The following is a 14,216-nucleotide window of genomic DNA, read 5'->3' as shown; positions in this document are numbered from 1 at the left end:
GTCGCCCGGTGGTTCGGAGTGCTCCTGACGGGTATGCCGCACCGCGCGGTGCGGCAAGGGACCCCCGCGCGCCGAGGACGGAGTGTCAAGGAGCGGAGCGTCCCATGGCTCAGCGAAACAGCTCAGGTCGCGGCGCGACTGCGACCAGGACGAAGCGACAGGCCGGTAACCAGACGCCGGGTACTCCCGGAGTTTCCGAGTCGGAGATCTCCCGGATGCGGGTGGACGACATCCGCGGGCAGCTACGCAAACGCGGGGTCTCCGGGATCTCCGCACTGCGCAAGCCCGACCTGGTGAAACAGTTGGTGCGCTCGATGCGGGCCGGCGCGGGTCGGAGCAGCACCGGCCCGACGGGCCGTGCCGGCGGCACCAGGGCATCGGCGGGTCGCGCCGCCGGCACGAAGAAATCGGCCGCCAAGGCGGCGCCGAGCCGCGCGAAGGCCGCGCCCGCGAACAAGAGCGCACCCGCGAAGAAGACGGCCGCCGCGAAGAAGACCACCGCCGTGCGAAAGTCGGCGGCGGCGAAGAAGACGACGACGGCGGCGGCGAAGAAGACGACCGCCGCGAAGAAGACGACGGCGACGACCGCGCGTAAGACGGCGGCCGCGCGCAAGACGACAGCCGCGCGTAAGACAACGACGGCTCGTACGGCGCCCGCGCGGAAGGCGCCAGCGAAGAAGGCACCGGCGCGGCCGGCTGCGAAGCGGGCGGCACCCACAGGCCGCACCACGGCGAAGCGCGCGGCACCCGCCACGCGCACGGCGCCGCGGCCGTCCGGTAGCGGCACGGCGGCCGGCGGGATCCGGACCGGACGGGACACCGGACGGTCGGCCCGCAGCTCACAGGTGATCTCGTCGACGATGGACCGGCCGGAGCGGCCGGGACGGAGTCTGATCACCGCGAATCATGAGGTGATTCAGCGCTGGGCCCGGGAGCGCGGGGCGAAGCCGGCGACCATCGCCGGCACCGAGCGGGAGGGCCGGGCGGGTGTGTTGACCTTCAACATCCCCGGATACCGGGAAAGCAGCCGGATCCGTGAGATCACCTGGGATGAGTGGTTTTACACCTTTGACCTGCGCCGGCTGAACCTGATTTATCAGGAACAGATGCGCGACGGCCGGCAGAGCAACTTCTTCCGGACCGAGTCACCCGATCGGGAGGATGGTTGAGGTGTTTGCGGGAATGGCTGACGGGTACGCGGTTGTTGCCAAAGACCGAGGCCCGAGCAGCGAATACTCGCCAGTTGTGACCGGCGAGACAGCGTTCTGGGTTGAATCCAGAATCCGGGCGTTCTAACTTTATTGCACCGCGCCACGCTTGGAAACGTTCGGGGGAGCGGCGGATCGATCAGATCCGCGCACCAAGCGAGGCGCGAGGGGACGGGTGGATCAACCGTTGGGGGACGGTGCCCACCTGTTTGGACCGGCGGCGTGAGCGGGCGATGCTTACGGGGGTGAGTGTTGCCCGCCGCCGCCGGCCCCACCGGCGGGCGCCCACCACGACCTCAGGGACGTGGTGGGCGCTTTGCGATACAGGGCCCGGGTTACGCCGTCGGCACGCGGTCCACGACTGTGGTCGGCTCCCGGCCGGCGGCCCGGCGCAGCACCGCCACGTGCCGCTCACGGGGTGGCCCGGCGAGCAGATGCCCGAGCGCGGCCAAGAGGCCCAGCCCGCCCACGATCAGCCAGTGCCGGTCGCCGAGGTACTGCAGGCTCACCCCGCCGAGGGTGGGGGCGATGAAGGCCGCAGCCGGGAACGTCAGGTAGAAGACCGACTGGTACCGCGCGCGTAGCTGCGGCGGCGCCAGGTCGGCGTTGATCTGCGCGTTGGGTGGGGCGGCGAGCATCGAGCCGACCGTCCAGACGATCGCGGCACCCAGGTAGACGGCCAACTCGTCGGCGACGGTGAGCACCCCGAAGCCCAGCGCGAGCAGCGCGGTCGAGGCGGCCAGCACGACGTCCTTGCGGTGCCGGTCGATCAGCCGGGGCACGAACAGCTGCCCGACCACGATCAGCGCGCCGCCCAGCGCCACCACCAACCCGTACGCCGATGGGCTCAGGCCGTCCGCGCGCATGGCCAGCGGCATGATCGTCGACGTCTGCATGGTGAGCACGGCCAGCACGAAGGTGAGCCCGACGAAGACCAGGAAGGTGCGGTCGGTGAGTGCGGTGTGCAGTCCTGGCCGGCGGGGCCGGACGGCCTTCCGCGTCGGACGGATGGCCGCCGGGAGGTCGGCGGTCGGAGCGGCCGGACGCAGGGTCTCCGGCACCTTCCAACCGATCACGGCGGCGGCGGTCAGGGTTGCGCCGGCGTCGACCAGGAACAGCGCGGTGAAGCTGGCCTCGGCCAGCACCCCGGCGAGCAGCGAGGCGACCGCCATTCCCAGGTTGAACGCCCAGAACTGGAGGTTGAACGCGCGCGAGCGGCGCTCGGCGGGCACCACGTCGACGATCGCCGCGACGAACGCCGGGCTGGGCATCGAGTGGACCACACCGACCAGCGCGGAGAGCACCGCGATCAGGAGCAGGGGCCGGCTGAAGGCGAGCGCCACCATCAGACCGGCCGTGGCCAGGTGCGCGGCGAGGAGGGTCGCCCGGCGTCCCCACCGGTCGGCGAGCACCCCGCCGAGCAGTACGCCGGCTGCCCCGCCGGCACCGTACGCGCCGACCACCGTGCCGGCCATCCCTTCGCTGGCTCCGCGCACGTCGGTGAGGTACAGCGAGAGAAACAGCATGGCGAACGCGCCGGCCCGATTGATCAGCAGACCGGCCCAGAGGTACCAGAAGGTGGCGGGGAGCCCGCCCGCGGTGTCGTGCCACCAGCGCCGCAGGGCGTGCACCCGACCTCCCGAACAGTTCGGTTTCCTAACCGTTTCTCCTGCACGGTAGGAACTCGGGTCTGGTTCCGCCAGTCGATTTCCTGATCATGGGCGCTTCGTCACAACGCCCGCCGGTCAGACGGCCGCCGTCTCGGTCGGCCGCGACGCTGCCGGCGGGGTGGTACCGATCGGTGCCAGCGCCTCGCCGGTGCGGCGCAGGGCGGTGGCCCGCCGCTCCCGAGCGGGGCCGGACACCAGGTGGGCCACCGCGGTCAGGACGCCGATCACGGCGCAGCCGAACCAGAGCGCGTCGTTGCCGACGTGCTCGCGCACCAGCCCGCCGAGGATCGGCGCGCTGGCCCCGGCGACCTGCCACGAGAGGGAGAACACGCCCTGGTAGCGGCCTCGCAACTCGGCCGGGGAAAGCTCGGCGATCAGGGTGGAGTTGGACGGCGAGTTCAGCATCTCGCCGACCGTCCAGATCAGCACGGTCAACCCGTAGAACCAGGCGGTGCCGGCGAACGCGGTCAGCCCGAACCCGACGCCCATCACCACGGACGCCAGCGCCAGCACGTGCGAGCGGCTCCGACCCCGGATCAGTCGGGGCACGAAGAGTTGGCCGACCACGATGAGGACGCCGTTGAGCGCGATCACCGAGCCGTAGGTGGCGGGGCTCAGGCCGTCGTCGCCCATCGCGATCGGCAGCATCGAGATGTGCTGGAGGAAGACCAGCGCGGCGAACAGGTTGAGTGCCACGAAGCCGAGGTACACGCGGTCGGTGAGGATCGTGCGCAGGGCGCCGCGCGGGGCCTTCGCGGCGGTGGCGGTAGCGGAACCGGCCTGCCGGGTCTCCGGTACCCGGCTGAAGATGATCAGAGCGGTGATCAGCATGGTGGCGGCATCGACCACGAACAGCAGCAGGTAGTCGGCCTGGGCGGCAAGGCCGGCGAGGACGGCGGCGCAGGCGAAGCCGAGGTTGATGGCCCAGTAGTTGAGCGAGAAGGCGCGCAGTCGGTCCTTCGCCGGCACCACGTCGATCATCATCGCCCCGAACGCGGGCCGGGCCGCCTCGGCGAACATGCCGAGCAGCAGGGCGCCCAGCGCCACCGCCCAGAGATCCCGGGCCAGCCCGAGCGCGAGCATCATGGCGGCCGCGCCGACGTGCGCGGTGAGCAGTGTCGGTCGGCGGCCCCACCGGTCCGCAAGGGTGCCGCCGGCGATGGTGCCGAACGCACCGCCGACGCCCCACAGGCCGATCACCAGGCCGGCCTGGGAGGCCGAGAAGCCGCGTTCCTGGGTCAGGTAGATGGCGAGGAAGACGAGGACGAACGAGCCGAGCCGGTTGATCAGGGTGCCCGACCACAGGTACCAGAAGGTGGTCGGCAGGCCGCCGGTGGTGTCCCGGAACCAACTCCGCATCGTCCGCATATGGCGCCCCCGCTGGCAAGTAATGACCGATGTGACTGCTGTGCCTTACAACCCTAGTGGCGGGCGGATCCGCTGGTCACCCGCATTTTCACGTGGTGGTCGTCACGACGGGTGCCCGCGTGTCCCTGGGACGGTTGAGGCAGGATGATCCGCATGACTGCGAGCGAAGGGCCCACCATCGGGACGCTGGTCCTGCTGCGGCACGGTGAGAGCGACTGGAATGCCAAGAACCTCTTCACCGGTTGGGTGGACGTCGACCTGACCGAGAAGGGTGAGAACGAGGCGCGGCGCGGCGGCGAGTTGATGCGCGAGCACAGCCTGCTGCCGGACGTCGTGCACACCAGCGTGATGCGCCGTGCGATCCGCACCGCCGAGCTGGCGCTCAACGCCGCCGACCGGCACTGGATCGCGGTGCGCCGGTCGTGGCGGCTCAACGAGCGGCACTACGGCGCCCTGCAGGGCAAGAACAAGAAGCAGACCCTGGATGAGTACGGCGAGGAGCAGTTCATGCTCTGGCGCCGGTCGTACGACACCCCGCCGCCGCCGATCGACGACAACGACGAGTGGTCGCAGGTGGGCGACCCTCGCTACGCGCTGCTGCCGACCGAGCTGATGCCGCGTACCGAATGCCTCAAGGACGTCGTCGAACGGATGCTGCCCTACTGGTACGACTCGATCGTGCCGGACATCCTGGCCGGCCGGACGGTGCTGGTGGCCGCGCACGGCAACTCGCTGCGTGCCCTGGTCAAGCACCTCGACCAGATCTCCGACGAGGCGATCGCCAAGCTGAACATCCCGACGGGCATCCCGCTGCGCTACGACCTCGACCCGCAGCTGCGCCCGCTCAGCCTGGGCGGCACGTACCTCGACCCGACGGCAGCGAAGGAAGCCGCCGCCGCGGTCGCGAACCAAGGCCGCTGAGACGTGGGAAGGGCCCCTTGTTATCCGAACAGCGATAACAAGGGGCCCTTCCTTGCACGTCAGCTGGCGGTGGGGGTGTTCTCCCCGGTGATCAGGTAGACCACGTGCTCGCCGGCGTTGACCGCGTGGTCGGCGAAGCGCTCGTAGAAGCGGCCCAGCAGGGTGGCGTCGATCGCGGTCTCCACCCCGTACGGCCAGTCGTCGCCGAGCAGCATCGCGAACAGGTTCTTGTGCAGCTCGTCCATGGCGTCGTCGTCGTGGTCCAGCTCGGCGGCGAGGTTGGCGTCGGGCTTCGCCAGCACCGAACCGATCTTCGCGGCCATCCGGTCGGCGATGTCCGACATCTCGGTGAAGACCGTCCGCAGCTCGGCCGGGACGGCGGGGGAGGGGTGCCGGCGCAGCGCGGTCTTCGCCACGTGGTCGGCGAGGTCGCCCATCCGCTCCAGATCGGCGGCCACGTGCAGCGCGGTGATCATCGCCCGGAGGTCGGAGGCGACCGGCGCCTGTCGGGCGAGCAGGTCGCAGACCCGCTCCTCGACGTGCCGGTAGAGGTCGTCGATCTCGGCGTCCCGCTCGATGACCGTCTCGGCGGCCTGCCGGTCGGCGGTGAGCAGGGCCCGGGTGGCCTGGCGCATGGCGGCGCGGACGCCCTCCGCCATGTCCACCAGCAGCTGGCTGACGATCTGGAGGTCGGCCCGGAACTCGTCGCGCATCATCACGTCCTGTGGTCGGTCGCCGCCGACGGGTGCCGGCGCAGGGGGGTTGAGCAGGTGCGACGCCAACGGTAGGGGGCGCGGACGGACCTCGGATGAACCACGGTGAACGACGCCAGTCGCAGGGGTGAACAATTCCGGAAGTGAGGGGGTTTCGTCCCGGTCTGTGTGGTAGCCAGGTTAACAATGACCCTACGATCGCCGGGTGGAGTGGGCGGTGGCGGTCGTGGTGGCCGCAGCGTTGGTGGCCGGGTTGGCCGCCGTTTTTCTGCTGCCCCGGTTCCTGCCGGTGCGGGATGGTCGCTCCACGTCGACGGGGAGCGCGAGCTCCCGCTGGAGCAGGGGGAGGCCCGCGATCGCCGACGAGGAGCAGGCCGGGCTCGGCCGCCGGACGATCGACTCGCTCCGGGCCGGTGTCGTGGTACTGGACAACGACGACGTGCCCGTGCTGATCAACCCGGCCGCCCGTGCGATGGGTCTTCTGCGTGCCGGCAGTACCCCCGGCTCGATCGCCGCGCACCCGCTGATCCGTACCCTTGCCGGCCAGGTGCGACGCACCGGAGTGCGCCGCGAGATCGAGCTGGACCTGCCCCGGGGTCGCGACAGCGCGGGGGAGAACCCGCTCGGCGTGCACCTGCGGGCGATGGGCCTCGGTAACGGGTTCATCGCGGTCGAGGCGGTCGACGTGACCGAGTCGCACCGGCTGACCCGTGTGCGACGCGACTTCGTCGCCAACGTGAGCCACGAGCTGAAGACGCCGATCGGGGCGCTCCAACTGCTCGCCGAGGCGTTGCTGGACGCGACCGAGCCGGCCGATGCGGCGGCACCCGACCTCTCCGAGGACCTGGTGGCCGCGCGCCGGTTCGCCGAACGGATCCAGCACGAGTCGACCCGGCTGGGTCGGCTGGTGCAGGAGTTGCTTGAGCTGACCCGGTTGCAGGGCGCCGAACCGCAGCCGCCACCAGAGCCGGTCGCGCTGGACTGGGTGATCGCCGAGGTGGTCGACCGGACTCGCACCACGGCCTCCGCCCGGGGCGTCGAGGTGACCGTCGACGGGGAGCGTGGCCTCACCGTGTACGGCAGCGACTCCCAGCTCGCCACGGCGGTGGCGAACCTGGTGGAAAACGCCATCAACTACTCGGGCGAGGACACCACGGTGCGGGTCACCCTCCGTGGCACCGACGAGCACGTCGAGATCGCCGTCGCCGACCAGGGCATCGGCATCGCCCCCACCGACGTGGACCGGATCTTCGAGCGGTTCTACCGGGCCGACCAGGCGCGCTCGCGTGCCACCGGCGGCACCGGGCTCGGCCTGGCAATCGTGAAACACATTGCGAGCAACCATGGCGGACGGGTCGAGGTGTCGAGCACTCTTGGTGGTGGATCGACGTTCACCCTCCGGCTGCCCGCCAGTCCCCCGGACGACCTGCTGGCGACACTGCCGCCGGTTGGGATCGAGTCCGGTCCGGCTGGGCTACGGCAGGTCTGACAGCAAATGGAAAGGAAGTCCCCGTTGAGCCGCGTTCTGGTGGTCGAGGACGAGGAGTCGTTCTCCGACGCCTTGTCGTACATGCTCCGTAAGGAGGGCTTTGAGGTTTCGGTCGCCGCGACCGGCACCGACGCCCTCACCGAGTTCGACCGGACCGGCGCCGACATCGTGCTGCTCGACCTGATGTTGCCGGAGATGTCGGGGACCGAGGTCTGCCGGCAGCTACGGCAGCGGTCGGCCGTGCCGATCATCATGGTCACCGCCCGGGACAGCGAGATCGACAAGGTGGTCGGGCTGGAGATCGGCGCCGACGACTACGTCACCAAGCCGTACTCGCCGCGGGAACTGGTCGCCCGGATCCGGGCGGTGCTGCGCCGGCAGAGCCCGGAGGTGGCCGAAACGGGCGCCCCGACGCTGGCCGCCGGGCCCGTTCGGATGGACATCGAGCGGCACGTGGTGACCGTCGACGGCGGGGCCGTGCAGCTCCCGCTGAAGGAATTCGAGTTGCTGGAGCTGTTGCTGCGCAACGCGGGTCGGGTGCTCACCCGCGGCCAGCTCATCGACCGGGTCTGGGGTGCCGACTACGTCGGAGACACCAAGACGCTGGACGTGCACGTCAAGCGGCTGCGCTCCAAGATCGAACCGGAGCCGTCCGCGCCGCGCTTCATCGTCACCGTCCGGGGCCTCGGCTACAAGTTCGAGCCGTGATCGGCGCACCCGAAGGGGGCCTGCGCTCGGCGCGGGCCCCCTTCGGGCTGTCCACGATTGCTCGCCGGACGCTTTGCTGGTGACGACAGCGGTCGTCACGTCCGTTCGCCGGTCCGCACCGCGTGCGATGCCTGTGGAGCTGATGTCACAAACGAGTCATCCACTGATGTCGTCAGCGATTCAGCTCCACAGGTTCCATCCGATGCACCGCGTCACGGCCAGGTGGATTGCTACCAGGATTCGCTAGAGCTCGTCGGCGGGGTGTGGGGCGACCAGGCCCTGCTTCACCCGGGCGGCGCACAGCTCGGCCAGTCGCTCGTACGCGGCAGCGCCGATCAGCGCGGTCAACTCCGGCCCGTACGACAGGTACATCGGCTCGGCGCCGACGTGCGCGTCCGTCGAGGAGGTGCACCACCAGTCCAGGTCGTGCCCGCCGGCTCCCCAGCCCCGGCGGTCGAACTCGGACAGGGTGGAGACCAGCACCTTGCTGTTGTCCGGCCGTTTGACCCAGTCCTGGTCGCGCCGGATCGGCAGCTGCCAGCAGACGTCCGGCTTGTATTCCAGCGGGTGCACCCCGTCGCGCAGCGCCTGGGCGTGCAGAGCACATCCACCCCCGCCGGCGAAGTCGGCGTCGTTGAGGAACACGCACGGCCCCTCGGCGCCCTGGGTGGCGGTGCGCCGAGCCGGGTTCTTGCCGTCGATGGTGTCCTCGTCGGTCCAGTTCTTGAACCCGCGCCGGAAGTGCTGCCAGGTCGACGGGGTGAGCCGCTTGACGGCGTTGCGGACCCGCTTCTCGTCGTCCGAGTCGGTGAAGAACGCCCCGTGCGAGCAGCAGCCGTCGGCGGCCCGGCCGGCGATGATGCCGTGGCAGCCCTTGCCGAAGATGCAGGTCCAGCGGGAGAGCAGCCAGGTCAGGTCGGCCCGGATCAGGTGCGTGTCGTCGGCCGGGTCGGTGAACTCGATCCACTCCCGGGGGAAGTCCAGTGGCACCTCGCGGCTGCGCGGGTCGCCCGGATCGTCCACCAGCACTCGGAGCTCCATCGTCACCCGGCCCAGCGTACGCGCGGTGACGTCCACGGGCCGGTGAGCCGCGCAAACGTGTTGCACCTAGGGTCTTCACCATGCGACTGGGTGTCCTCGACGTCGGATCCAACACGGTGCACCTGCTGGTGGTGGACGCGCACCACGGCGCGCACCCGTGGCCGGCGCATTCCGAGAAGGTGGTGCTCCGGCTGGCCGAGCAGATCGGCCCCGACGGCGCGCTGACCGAGGCGGGCGCGGACAGCCTGGTCAAGGCCGTGGGCATGGCCAAGGCGGCGTCCGCCGGGCTGGAGGCCGACGACCTGATCGCCTTCGCCACGTCGGCGGTACGCGACGCCACCAACGCGGCCGAGGTGCTCGCCCGGGTCCGCGACGAGACCGGCGTACGCCTGGCGGTGCTCTCCGGGGCGGACGAGGCGCGGATGACGTTCCTGGCCGTTCGGCGCTGGTTCGGTTGGTCGGCGGGGCGGCTGCTGGTGCTGGACATCGGCGGCGGCTCGCTGGAGATCGCCGCCGGTATCGACGAGCACCCGGACGTCGCGGTCTCGCTGCCGCTCGGCGCCGGCCGGCTGACCCGGGAGCGGCTGCGGGTCGACCCGGCCAGCGTGGCGCCGCCCTCGGCCGAGACCGTGGAGAAGCTCCGGGAGTACGTGCACGGTCGGCTGGACAAGGTGGTCGACCAGATGACGGAGGTGGGCTGGGATCGGGCGGTGGGCACCTCGAAGACGTTCCGCACCCTCGCCCGCCTGGCCGGGGCGGCGCCGTCCGGTGCCGGGCTCTGGGCCCGGCGCAGCCTGACCCGGGCCGGCCTGCGGCAGGTCATCGGCTTCATCCGGCACATCCCACCGGCGCAGTTGATGGAGCTGGAGGGGGTCAGCGCGGCCCGGGCTCACCAGTTGCTGGCCGGCGCCGTGGTCGCCGAGGCGGTGATGCGCCGCCTGGATCTGGACTCGATGGACATCTGCCCGTGGGCGCTGCGGGAGGGCGTCATTCTCCGTCGGCTCGATCAACTGGAGCCGATCTGATCCGGCGGCCGGTTTCGGGCGGTTTGCTGGCGCTCGTCACGATGCCCCCGGCGCTGCCGGGCTACGCTGGCTGATGTGACTTCCCGCGTTCCCGTGCTCCTGTCCAGCTCGTCGGTCTTTCCCGAGCCGACCGCGGCGGCGTTCCAACTGGCCGCGGCACTCGGCTACGACGGCGTCGAGGTGATGGTCTGGACCGACGTGGTCAGCCAGGACGCGGGCGCGCTGCGCGGGCTCTCCACGCACTACGACGTGCCGGTGCTCTCGGTGCACGCGCCCTGTCTGCTGGTCACCCAGCGGGTGTGGAGCCCGGACCCGTGGGAGCGGCTGCGCAAGGCCGCCGAGCTGGCCGAGACGCTGGAGGCGCCGACCGTCGTGGTGCACCCACCGTTCACCTGGCAGCGCGACTACGCCCGCAACTTCACCGAGGGGCTGGCCACGGTCGCGGACCGGTTCCCCGGGCTGCGCTTCGCGGTGGAGAACATGTACCCGGTGCGAATGGCGGGCCGGAAGTTCGTCCCGTACGTGCCGGGTTGGGATCCCACCGACACCGGCTACCCGTCGTACACCCTGGATCTGTCGCACTGCGCGGCCTCGCACAGCGACCCGCTGGAGATGGCCGACCGGATGGGCGCCGGGCTGGCGCACGTGCACCTCGGCGACGGCACCGGCGAGGGCCGCGATGAGCACCTGGTGCCCGGGCGCGGCACCCAGCCCTGCGGCGAGCTGCTCTCCTCGCTGGCCGGGCGCGGCTTCACCGGGGCGGTGGCGGTGGAGGTCGCCACCCGGGGCGCGAAGAGTCGCGCGGTGCGCGAGGCGGACCTGCGCGCCGCGCTGGAGTTCGCCCGGCAGCACCTGACCGCCCCGTCCCCGGTCGACGCCTGATCCGTCCCGCCCCACGAGCGGACGGCAGTGGCGTCAGCTGACCGGCGTGAGCGAGTCGGCGACCGCGGTGGGCTGCGCGGCGACCGTCACCTGCTCGCCGACCGCCGCCCGCTTGCGGGCCCGGTGCGCCGCCACGTGCGAGCGGGTGGCGCAGCGCTCCGAGCAGAACCGCCGGCAGCAGTTGGACGACGTGTCCAGGTAGACGTTGCCGCACCGCTCGTCGGCGCAGACCCCGAACCGGGCGCTGCCGTACTCGCAGAGCCAGACCGACAGCCCCCAGACCGCACCGGCCAGGTATTCCGCGCTGACCGAGGCCCCCCGGCTGGTCACGTGCATGTGCCAGTCGCTGGAGTCGTGCCCGGAGATGCGCGGCTGCACCGGGAACGCCTCAAGCAGCGCGTTCAGCTCGGTGACCGCCTGGGCGTCGCGCCCCGAGGTGCCGTACTCGAAGACGTCGCGCAACCGCTTCTGCGCCCGCCGGAAGATGGCGATGTCCCGGTCCGCGACCTCGTCGCGCATCCAGGCGTTGTCGTCGGGGAAGAGGGCCCGCAGGTCGTCGAGGTCGTCCAGGCGGGCGTTGACCAGGTCAACGCCGGTCCGGGCGTACGCGTCGAAGTTCACGCCCCCAACGGTAGACGACTCACGGGGCGCGCGGTGCGTCGATGTAGTGCGGCAGGAACCGCGCGTAGCCGTCAGTGATCAGGCTGGCGCTCTCCCGGACTCCGACCCCGGCCGATTCGCCGTCGACGATCCAGCTGCCCAGCACCATTCGATTACCGGCGAACTCCGGCAACGCCCGGAATTCCTGGTAGCACCAGCCCTCGTCGCCGTAGATACCCGGGTTGGTGATCTCCCGCTCCGCCGTGACGACGCGTACCGAGCCGCCCTCCCGGCCGAGCAGCGGCTTGGCCACGTACTCCGACATTCCGCGCGGCGAGTCGAGGTATGCCGGCAGCAGGTACTCGTGGCCGGGGTACAGCTCCCAGAGGACCGCGAGCAGCGCCTTGTTGGACAGCAGCAGCTTCCAGGCCGGCTCGATCCAGGTGGTCGGGGTGCCGGGGGCCAGCGCCGCCGGCCCGTACGGCTCGGCCAGCATCCACTCCCACGGGTAGAGCTTGAAGCAGGTGGTCACCGGGTGGTCGGCGGCGTCGACGAAACGCCGGCCGTCCCAGCCGATCTCCTGGATGGGCTGGAGCTCGACGGTCAGGCCGGCCTGCCGGGCGGTCTCGGCGAGGTAGCCGGCGGTCATCTGGTCCTCGCCCGACTCCTCCTCGTCCGACCAGAGCACGTGCACCCGGGGGTCGTGCAGCCCGGCCCCGATCTTGGCCCAGGCGCCGACCAGCCGCTCGTGCAGGCTGTTCCACTGGTCCAGCTCCGGCCGGGTCTGCTCCAGCCAGTACCACTGGATGATGCTCGCCTCGACCAGCGCCGTAGGGGTGTCCGCGTTGTACTCCAACATCTTCGGCGGCCAACTGCCGTCGTACGCGAGGTCGAAGCGCCCGTAGAGGGTGGGTGGCGCCTCGCGCAGCGACCGGGCCACCGCGTCGGCAGCCCACGCCGGGATGCCGAACTCGGCGTACCGGCGGTGGGTCACCACGTGCTCGGCCGCGGCCACCGACATCCGGTGCAGTTCCTCGGTGGCCTCCTCCAGCCGCAGTACCTCGTCCAGCTCGAAGGCGTACGCGGCGGTCTCGTCCCAGTACGACATGACTCCGCCGTCGGGCAACTCGGTGTCGACGTAGACCAGCCCCTGCGCCCGGATGGTGGCGTCCCAGTCGGGTCGCGGCGCGACCGTCTCGCGGCGCATCTCAGCCCCCGCAGGAGGCGAGGTGGGTGCCGAACCCGCCGCGTTCCGGCAGGGCCGCCGTGGTCGGCTCCGGCTCCGCGCGACCGGCGGCCGGATCGGGGACCCGCATCGCCAGCGCGACCGTGTCGCCGCCGCCCACCGGCCCGAGGGCGCAGTCGTCGTCATCGTCGTCGTCCGAGGTCATGTTGCAGCCGGAGAGGGCGAGCGCGAGAGCGGTGAGCGCGCCGAGCTGCACGGAGGCCGACCGGAGCCGGCGGCGGGGGCGTTGGTCCACGGCATCGTTGTAGCCGATCGACGCCACCGCCGCCGCCCCGCCTCGGGTCGAGGGTGGCCCGGCCGCCCCTCGGCGGGGCTCCTGGCAGGGGCGATACGCTCGGTTCATGCTCCGTTCCGTCATCCTCGCCGCCTCCCGGTCATCCCAGGTCGAGCGGCTCGTCGCGACCGCCCCGTACACCCGGGACGTCGTCCGCCGGTTCGTTGCCGGCGCCTCCACCGACGACGCGTTGCGCGCGACCCGCGGGCTCGTCGACGACGGTCTCGCGGTCACCCTCGATCACCTCGGTGAGGACACCGTCACCCCCGAGCAGGCCACCGCCACCCGCGACGAATACCTGAGGCTGCTCAGGATGCTCGCCGGTGCGGGGCTCACCCCGGCCGCCGAGGTGAGCGTGAAGCTCTCCGCCCTCGGTCAGATGTTCGACGAGCAGCTGGCGTACGACAACGCGCGGGCGATCTGCGCGGCGGCCGACGCGGCGGGCACCACGGTGACCCTGGACATGGAGGACCACACCACCACCGACTCGACGCTGGAGGTGCTGGGCCGGCTGCGCAAGGATTTCCCGTCGACCGGCGCGGTGCTCCAGGCGTACCTGCGCCGGACCGAGTCGGACTGCCGGGAGCTCTCGTCGGCCGGGTCGCGGGTGCGGTTGTGCAAGGGCGCCTACAAGGAGCCGGAGTCGGTGGCGTACCAGTCGGCCCGTGAGGTGGACAAGTCCTACGTCCGCTGCATGAACATTCTGATGTCGGGCGACGGCTACCCGATGCTGGCCACCCACGACCCCCGGATGATCGCCATCGGTGAGGACCGGGCCCGCTGGTTCGACCGGGGGCCGGAGCGTTTCGAGTTCCAGATGCTCTACGGCATCCGCCCGGAGGAGCAGGCCCGCCTCGCCGGCGAGGGCTACACGGTGCGCACCTACGTCCCGTACGGCGACGAGTGGTACGGCTACCTGATGCGCCGGCTCGCCGAGCGCCCGGCCAACCTGGTCTTCTTCGGCCGCGCGTTGATCTCCAAGAAGTAGTCCGAACCCGGTCGACGGGCCGGCGGTGACCCCTGTGGTCCCGCTGGCCCGTTTTCGTATGCGGCTTGACGACGATGGCTAAT

The 14,216-nt window shown here is 71.1% G+C and carries 14 protein-coding genes; 7 read left to right on the top strand and 7 right to left on the bottom strand.

Translation table 11 applies throughout. The features are described 5' to 3' along the window. Window positions 1-314 precede the first annotated feature (314 nt). Window positions 315-1,169 carry a hypothetical protein gene (locus ACQEUX_RS24850; protein ID WP_433057113.1) on the top strand — a complete coding sequence of 285 codons (855 nt, stop codon included), beginning with the start codon at window positions 315-317 and terminating at the stop codon, window positions 1,167-1,169. A 374-nt stretch (window positions 1,170-1,543) separates the two neighbouring features. Here ACQEUX_RS24850 and ACQEUX_RS24845 read toward each other — a convergent pair whose 3' ends face one another. Together ACQEUX_RS24845 and ACQEUX_RS24840 are read right to left on the bottom strand one after the other, a co-directional pair. Beyond that, complete coding sequence (locus ACQEUX_RS24845) at window positions 1,544-2,839, bottom strand: MFS transporter (RefSeq protein ID WP_433052874.1); 1,296 nt, start codon at window positions 2,837-2,839, stop codon at window positions 1,544-1,546. Between the two features lie 114 nt (window positions 2,840-2,953). Then, the gene (locus tag ACQEUX_RS24840; RefSeq protein ID WP_433052871.1) at window positions 2,954-4,246 is read right to left on the bottom strand and encodes an MDR family MFS transporter; all 1,293 of its coding nucleotides are present in this window, start codon (window positions 4,244-4,246) and stop codon (window positions 2,954-2,956) included. Between the two features lie 153 nt (window positions 4,247-4,399). Here ACQEUX_RS24840 and ACQEUX_RS24835 point away from each other — a divergent pair, with 153 nt between their 5' ends. Further along, a complete protein-coding gene (locus ACQEUX_RS24835) occupies window positions 4,400-5,167 on the top strand; it encodes a phosphoglyceromutase (RefSeq protein ID WP_433052868.1) in 768 nt (255 codons plus the stop codon). Window positions 5,168-5,226: 59 nt separating this feature from the next. On the opposite strand, the gene phoU is transcribed toward ACQEUX_RS24835, so the two are convergent. Beyond that, entirely contained in the window at window positions 5,227-5,880 is a 654-nt protein-coding gene (phoU, locus tag ACQEUX_RS24830) for a phosphate signaling complex protein PhoU (RefSeq protein WP_433052865.1), read from the bottom strand. A 205-nt stretch (window positions 5,881-6,085) separates the two neighbouring features. Here phoU and ACQEUX_RS24825 point away from each other — a divergent pair, with 205 nt between their 5' ends. After that, window positions 6,086-7,369 (top strand): sensor histidine kinase, encoded by a 1,284-nt coding sequence (locus ACQEUX_RS24825; RefSeq protein WP_433052862.1) that lies wholly within the window; start codon window positions 6,086-6,088, stop codon window positions 7,367-7,369. A gap of 24 nt (window positions 7,370-7,393) precedes the next feature. Then, window positions 7,394-8,077 (top strand): response regulator transcription factor, encoded by a 684-nt coding sequence (locus ACQEUX_RS24820; protein ID WP_110563227.1) that lies wholly within the window; start codon window positions 7,394-7,396, stop codon window positions 8,075-8,077. Between the two features lie 243 nt (window positions 8,078-8,320). Here ACQEUX_RS24820 and ACQEUX_RS24815 read toward each other — a convergent pair whose 3' ends face one another. Continuing rightward, window positions 8,321-9,118, bottom strand: coding sequence for a hypothetical protein (locus ACQEUX_RS24815; protein ID WP_433057111.1), 798 nt, complete (start codon window positions 9,116-9,118; stop codon window positions 8,321-8,323). A gap of 80 nt (window positions 9,119-9,198) precedes the next feature. Between ACQEUX_RS24815 and ACQEUX_RS24810 the strand changes: the two genes are divergently transcribed. After that, window positions 9,199-10,143 (top strand): Ppx/GppA phosphatase family protein, encoded by a 945-nt coding sequence (locus ACQEUX_RS24810; protein ID WP_433052858.1) that lies wholly within the window; start codon window positions 9,199-9,201, stop codon window positions 10,141-10,143. Window positions 10,144-10,218: 75 nt separating this feature from the next. Continuing rightward, the gene (locus ACQEUX_RS24805) at window positions 10,219-11,025 is read left to right on the top strand and encodes a sugar phosphate isomerase/epimerase family protein (RefSeq protein ID WP_433052855.1); all 807 of its coding nucleotides are present in this window, start codon (window positions 10,219-10,221) and stop codon (window positions 11,023-11,025) included. Window positions 11,026-11,058: 33 nt separating this feature from the next. Here ACQEUX_RS24805 and ACQEUX_RS24800 read toward each other — a convergent pair whose 3' ends face one another. The 3 genes from ACQEUX_RS24800 to ACQEUX_RS24790 are packed head-to-tail and all read right to left on the bottom strand — an operon-like array spanning window position 11,059 to window position 13,214. Further along, on the bottom strand, window positions 11,059-11,646 hold the full coding sequence (locus tag ACQEUX_RS24800; protein ID WP_433052852.1) for a CGNR zinc finger domain-containing protein: 588 nt from the start codon (window positions 11,644-11,646) through the stop codon (window positions 11,059-11,061). A 19-nt stretch (window positions 11,647-11,665) separates the two neighbouring features. After that, window positions 11,666-12,832 (bottom strand): glutathionylspermidine synthase family protein, encoded by a 1,167-nt coding sequence (locus tag ACQEUX_RS24795; RefSeq protein ID WP_433052849.1) that lies wholly within the window; start codon window positions 12,830-12,832, stop codon window positions 11,666-11,668. 1 nt (window position 12,833) lies between these two features. After that, window positions 12,834-13,214: a hypothetical protein gene (locus ACQEUX_RS24790; RefSeq protein ID WP_433052847.1), complete on the bottom strand. Its 381-nt coding sequence runs from the start codon at window positions 13,212-13,214 to the stop codon at window positions 12,834-12,836. Here ACQEUX_RS24790 and ACQEUX_RS24785 point away from each other — a divergent pair. Beyond that, a complete protein-coding gene (locus ACQEUX_RS24785) occupies window positions 13,213-14,133 on the top strand; it encodes a proline dehydrogenase family protein (protein ID WP_433052844.1) in 921 nt (306 codons plus the stop codon). The two genes, ACQEUX_RS24790 and ACQEUX_RS24785, sit on opposite strands and share 2 nt — an antisense overlap. The last annotated feature ends 83 nt before the right edge of the window (window positions 14,134-14,216 follow it).

The organism is Micromonospora sp. CA-259024 (assembly GCF_050936255.1).
Taxonomy (GTDB): Bacteria; Actinomycetota; Actinomycetes; order Mycobacteriales; family Micromonosporaceae; genus Micromonospora.
Note: the sequence above shows the minus strand (reverse complement) of the source record. Positions and strands in the feature narration are given on the sequence as shown.

Bases quoted from the DNA above. Each gene is read 5' to 3' on its own strand.
- ACQEUX_RS24850 (WP_433057113.1), top strand. From the start codon at position 315: ATGCGGGCCGGCGCGGGTCGGAGCAGCACCGGCCCGACGGGCCGTGCC.
- ACQEUX_RS24840 (WP_433052871.1), bottom strand. From the start codon at position 4,246: ATGCGGACGATGCGGAGTTGGTTCCGGGACACCACCGGCGGCCTGCCG.
- ACQEUX_RS24835 (WP_433052868.1), top strand. From the start codon at position 4,400: ATGACTGCGAGCGAAGGGCCCACCATCGGGACGCTGGTCCTGCTGCGG.
- phoU (WP_433052865.1), bottom strand. From the start codon at position 5,880: ATGCGCGACGAGTTCCGGGCCGACCTCCAGATCGTCAGCCAGCTGCTG.
- ACQEUX_RS24815 (WP_433057111.1), bottom strand. From the start codon at position 9,118: ATGGAGCTCCGAGTGCTGGTGGACGATCCGGGCGACCCGCGCAGCCGC.
- ACQEUX_RS24810 (WP_433052858.1), top strand. From the start codon at position 9,199: ATGCGACTGGGTGTCCTCGACGTCGGATCCAACACGGTGCACCTGCTG.
- ACQEUX_RS24795 (WP_433052849.1), bottom strand. From the start codon at position 12,832: ATGCGCCGCGAGACGGTCGCGCCGCGACCCGACTGGGACGCCACCATC.
- ACQEUX_RS24785 (WP_433052844.1), top strand. From the start codon at position 13,213: ATGCTCCGTTCCGTCATCCTCGCCGCCTCCCGGTCATCCCAGGTCGAG.
- ACQEUX_RS24790 (WP_433052847.1), bottom strand. From the start codon at position 13,214: ATGAACCGAGCGTATCGCCCCTGCCAGGAGCCCCGCCGAGGGGCGGCC.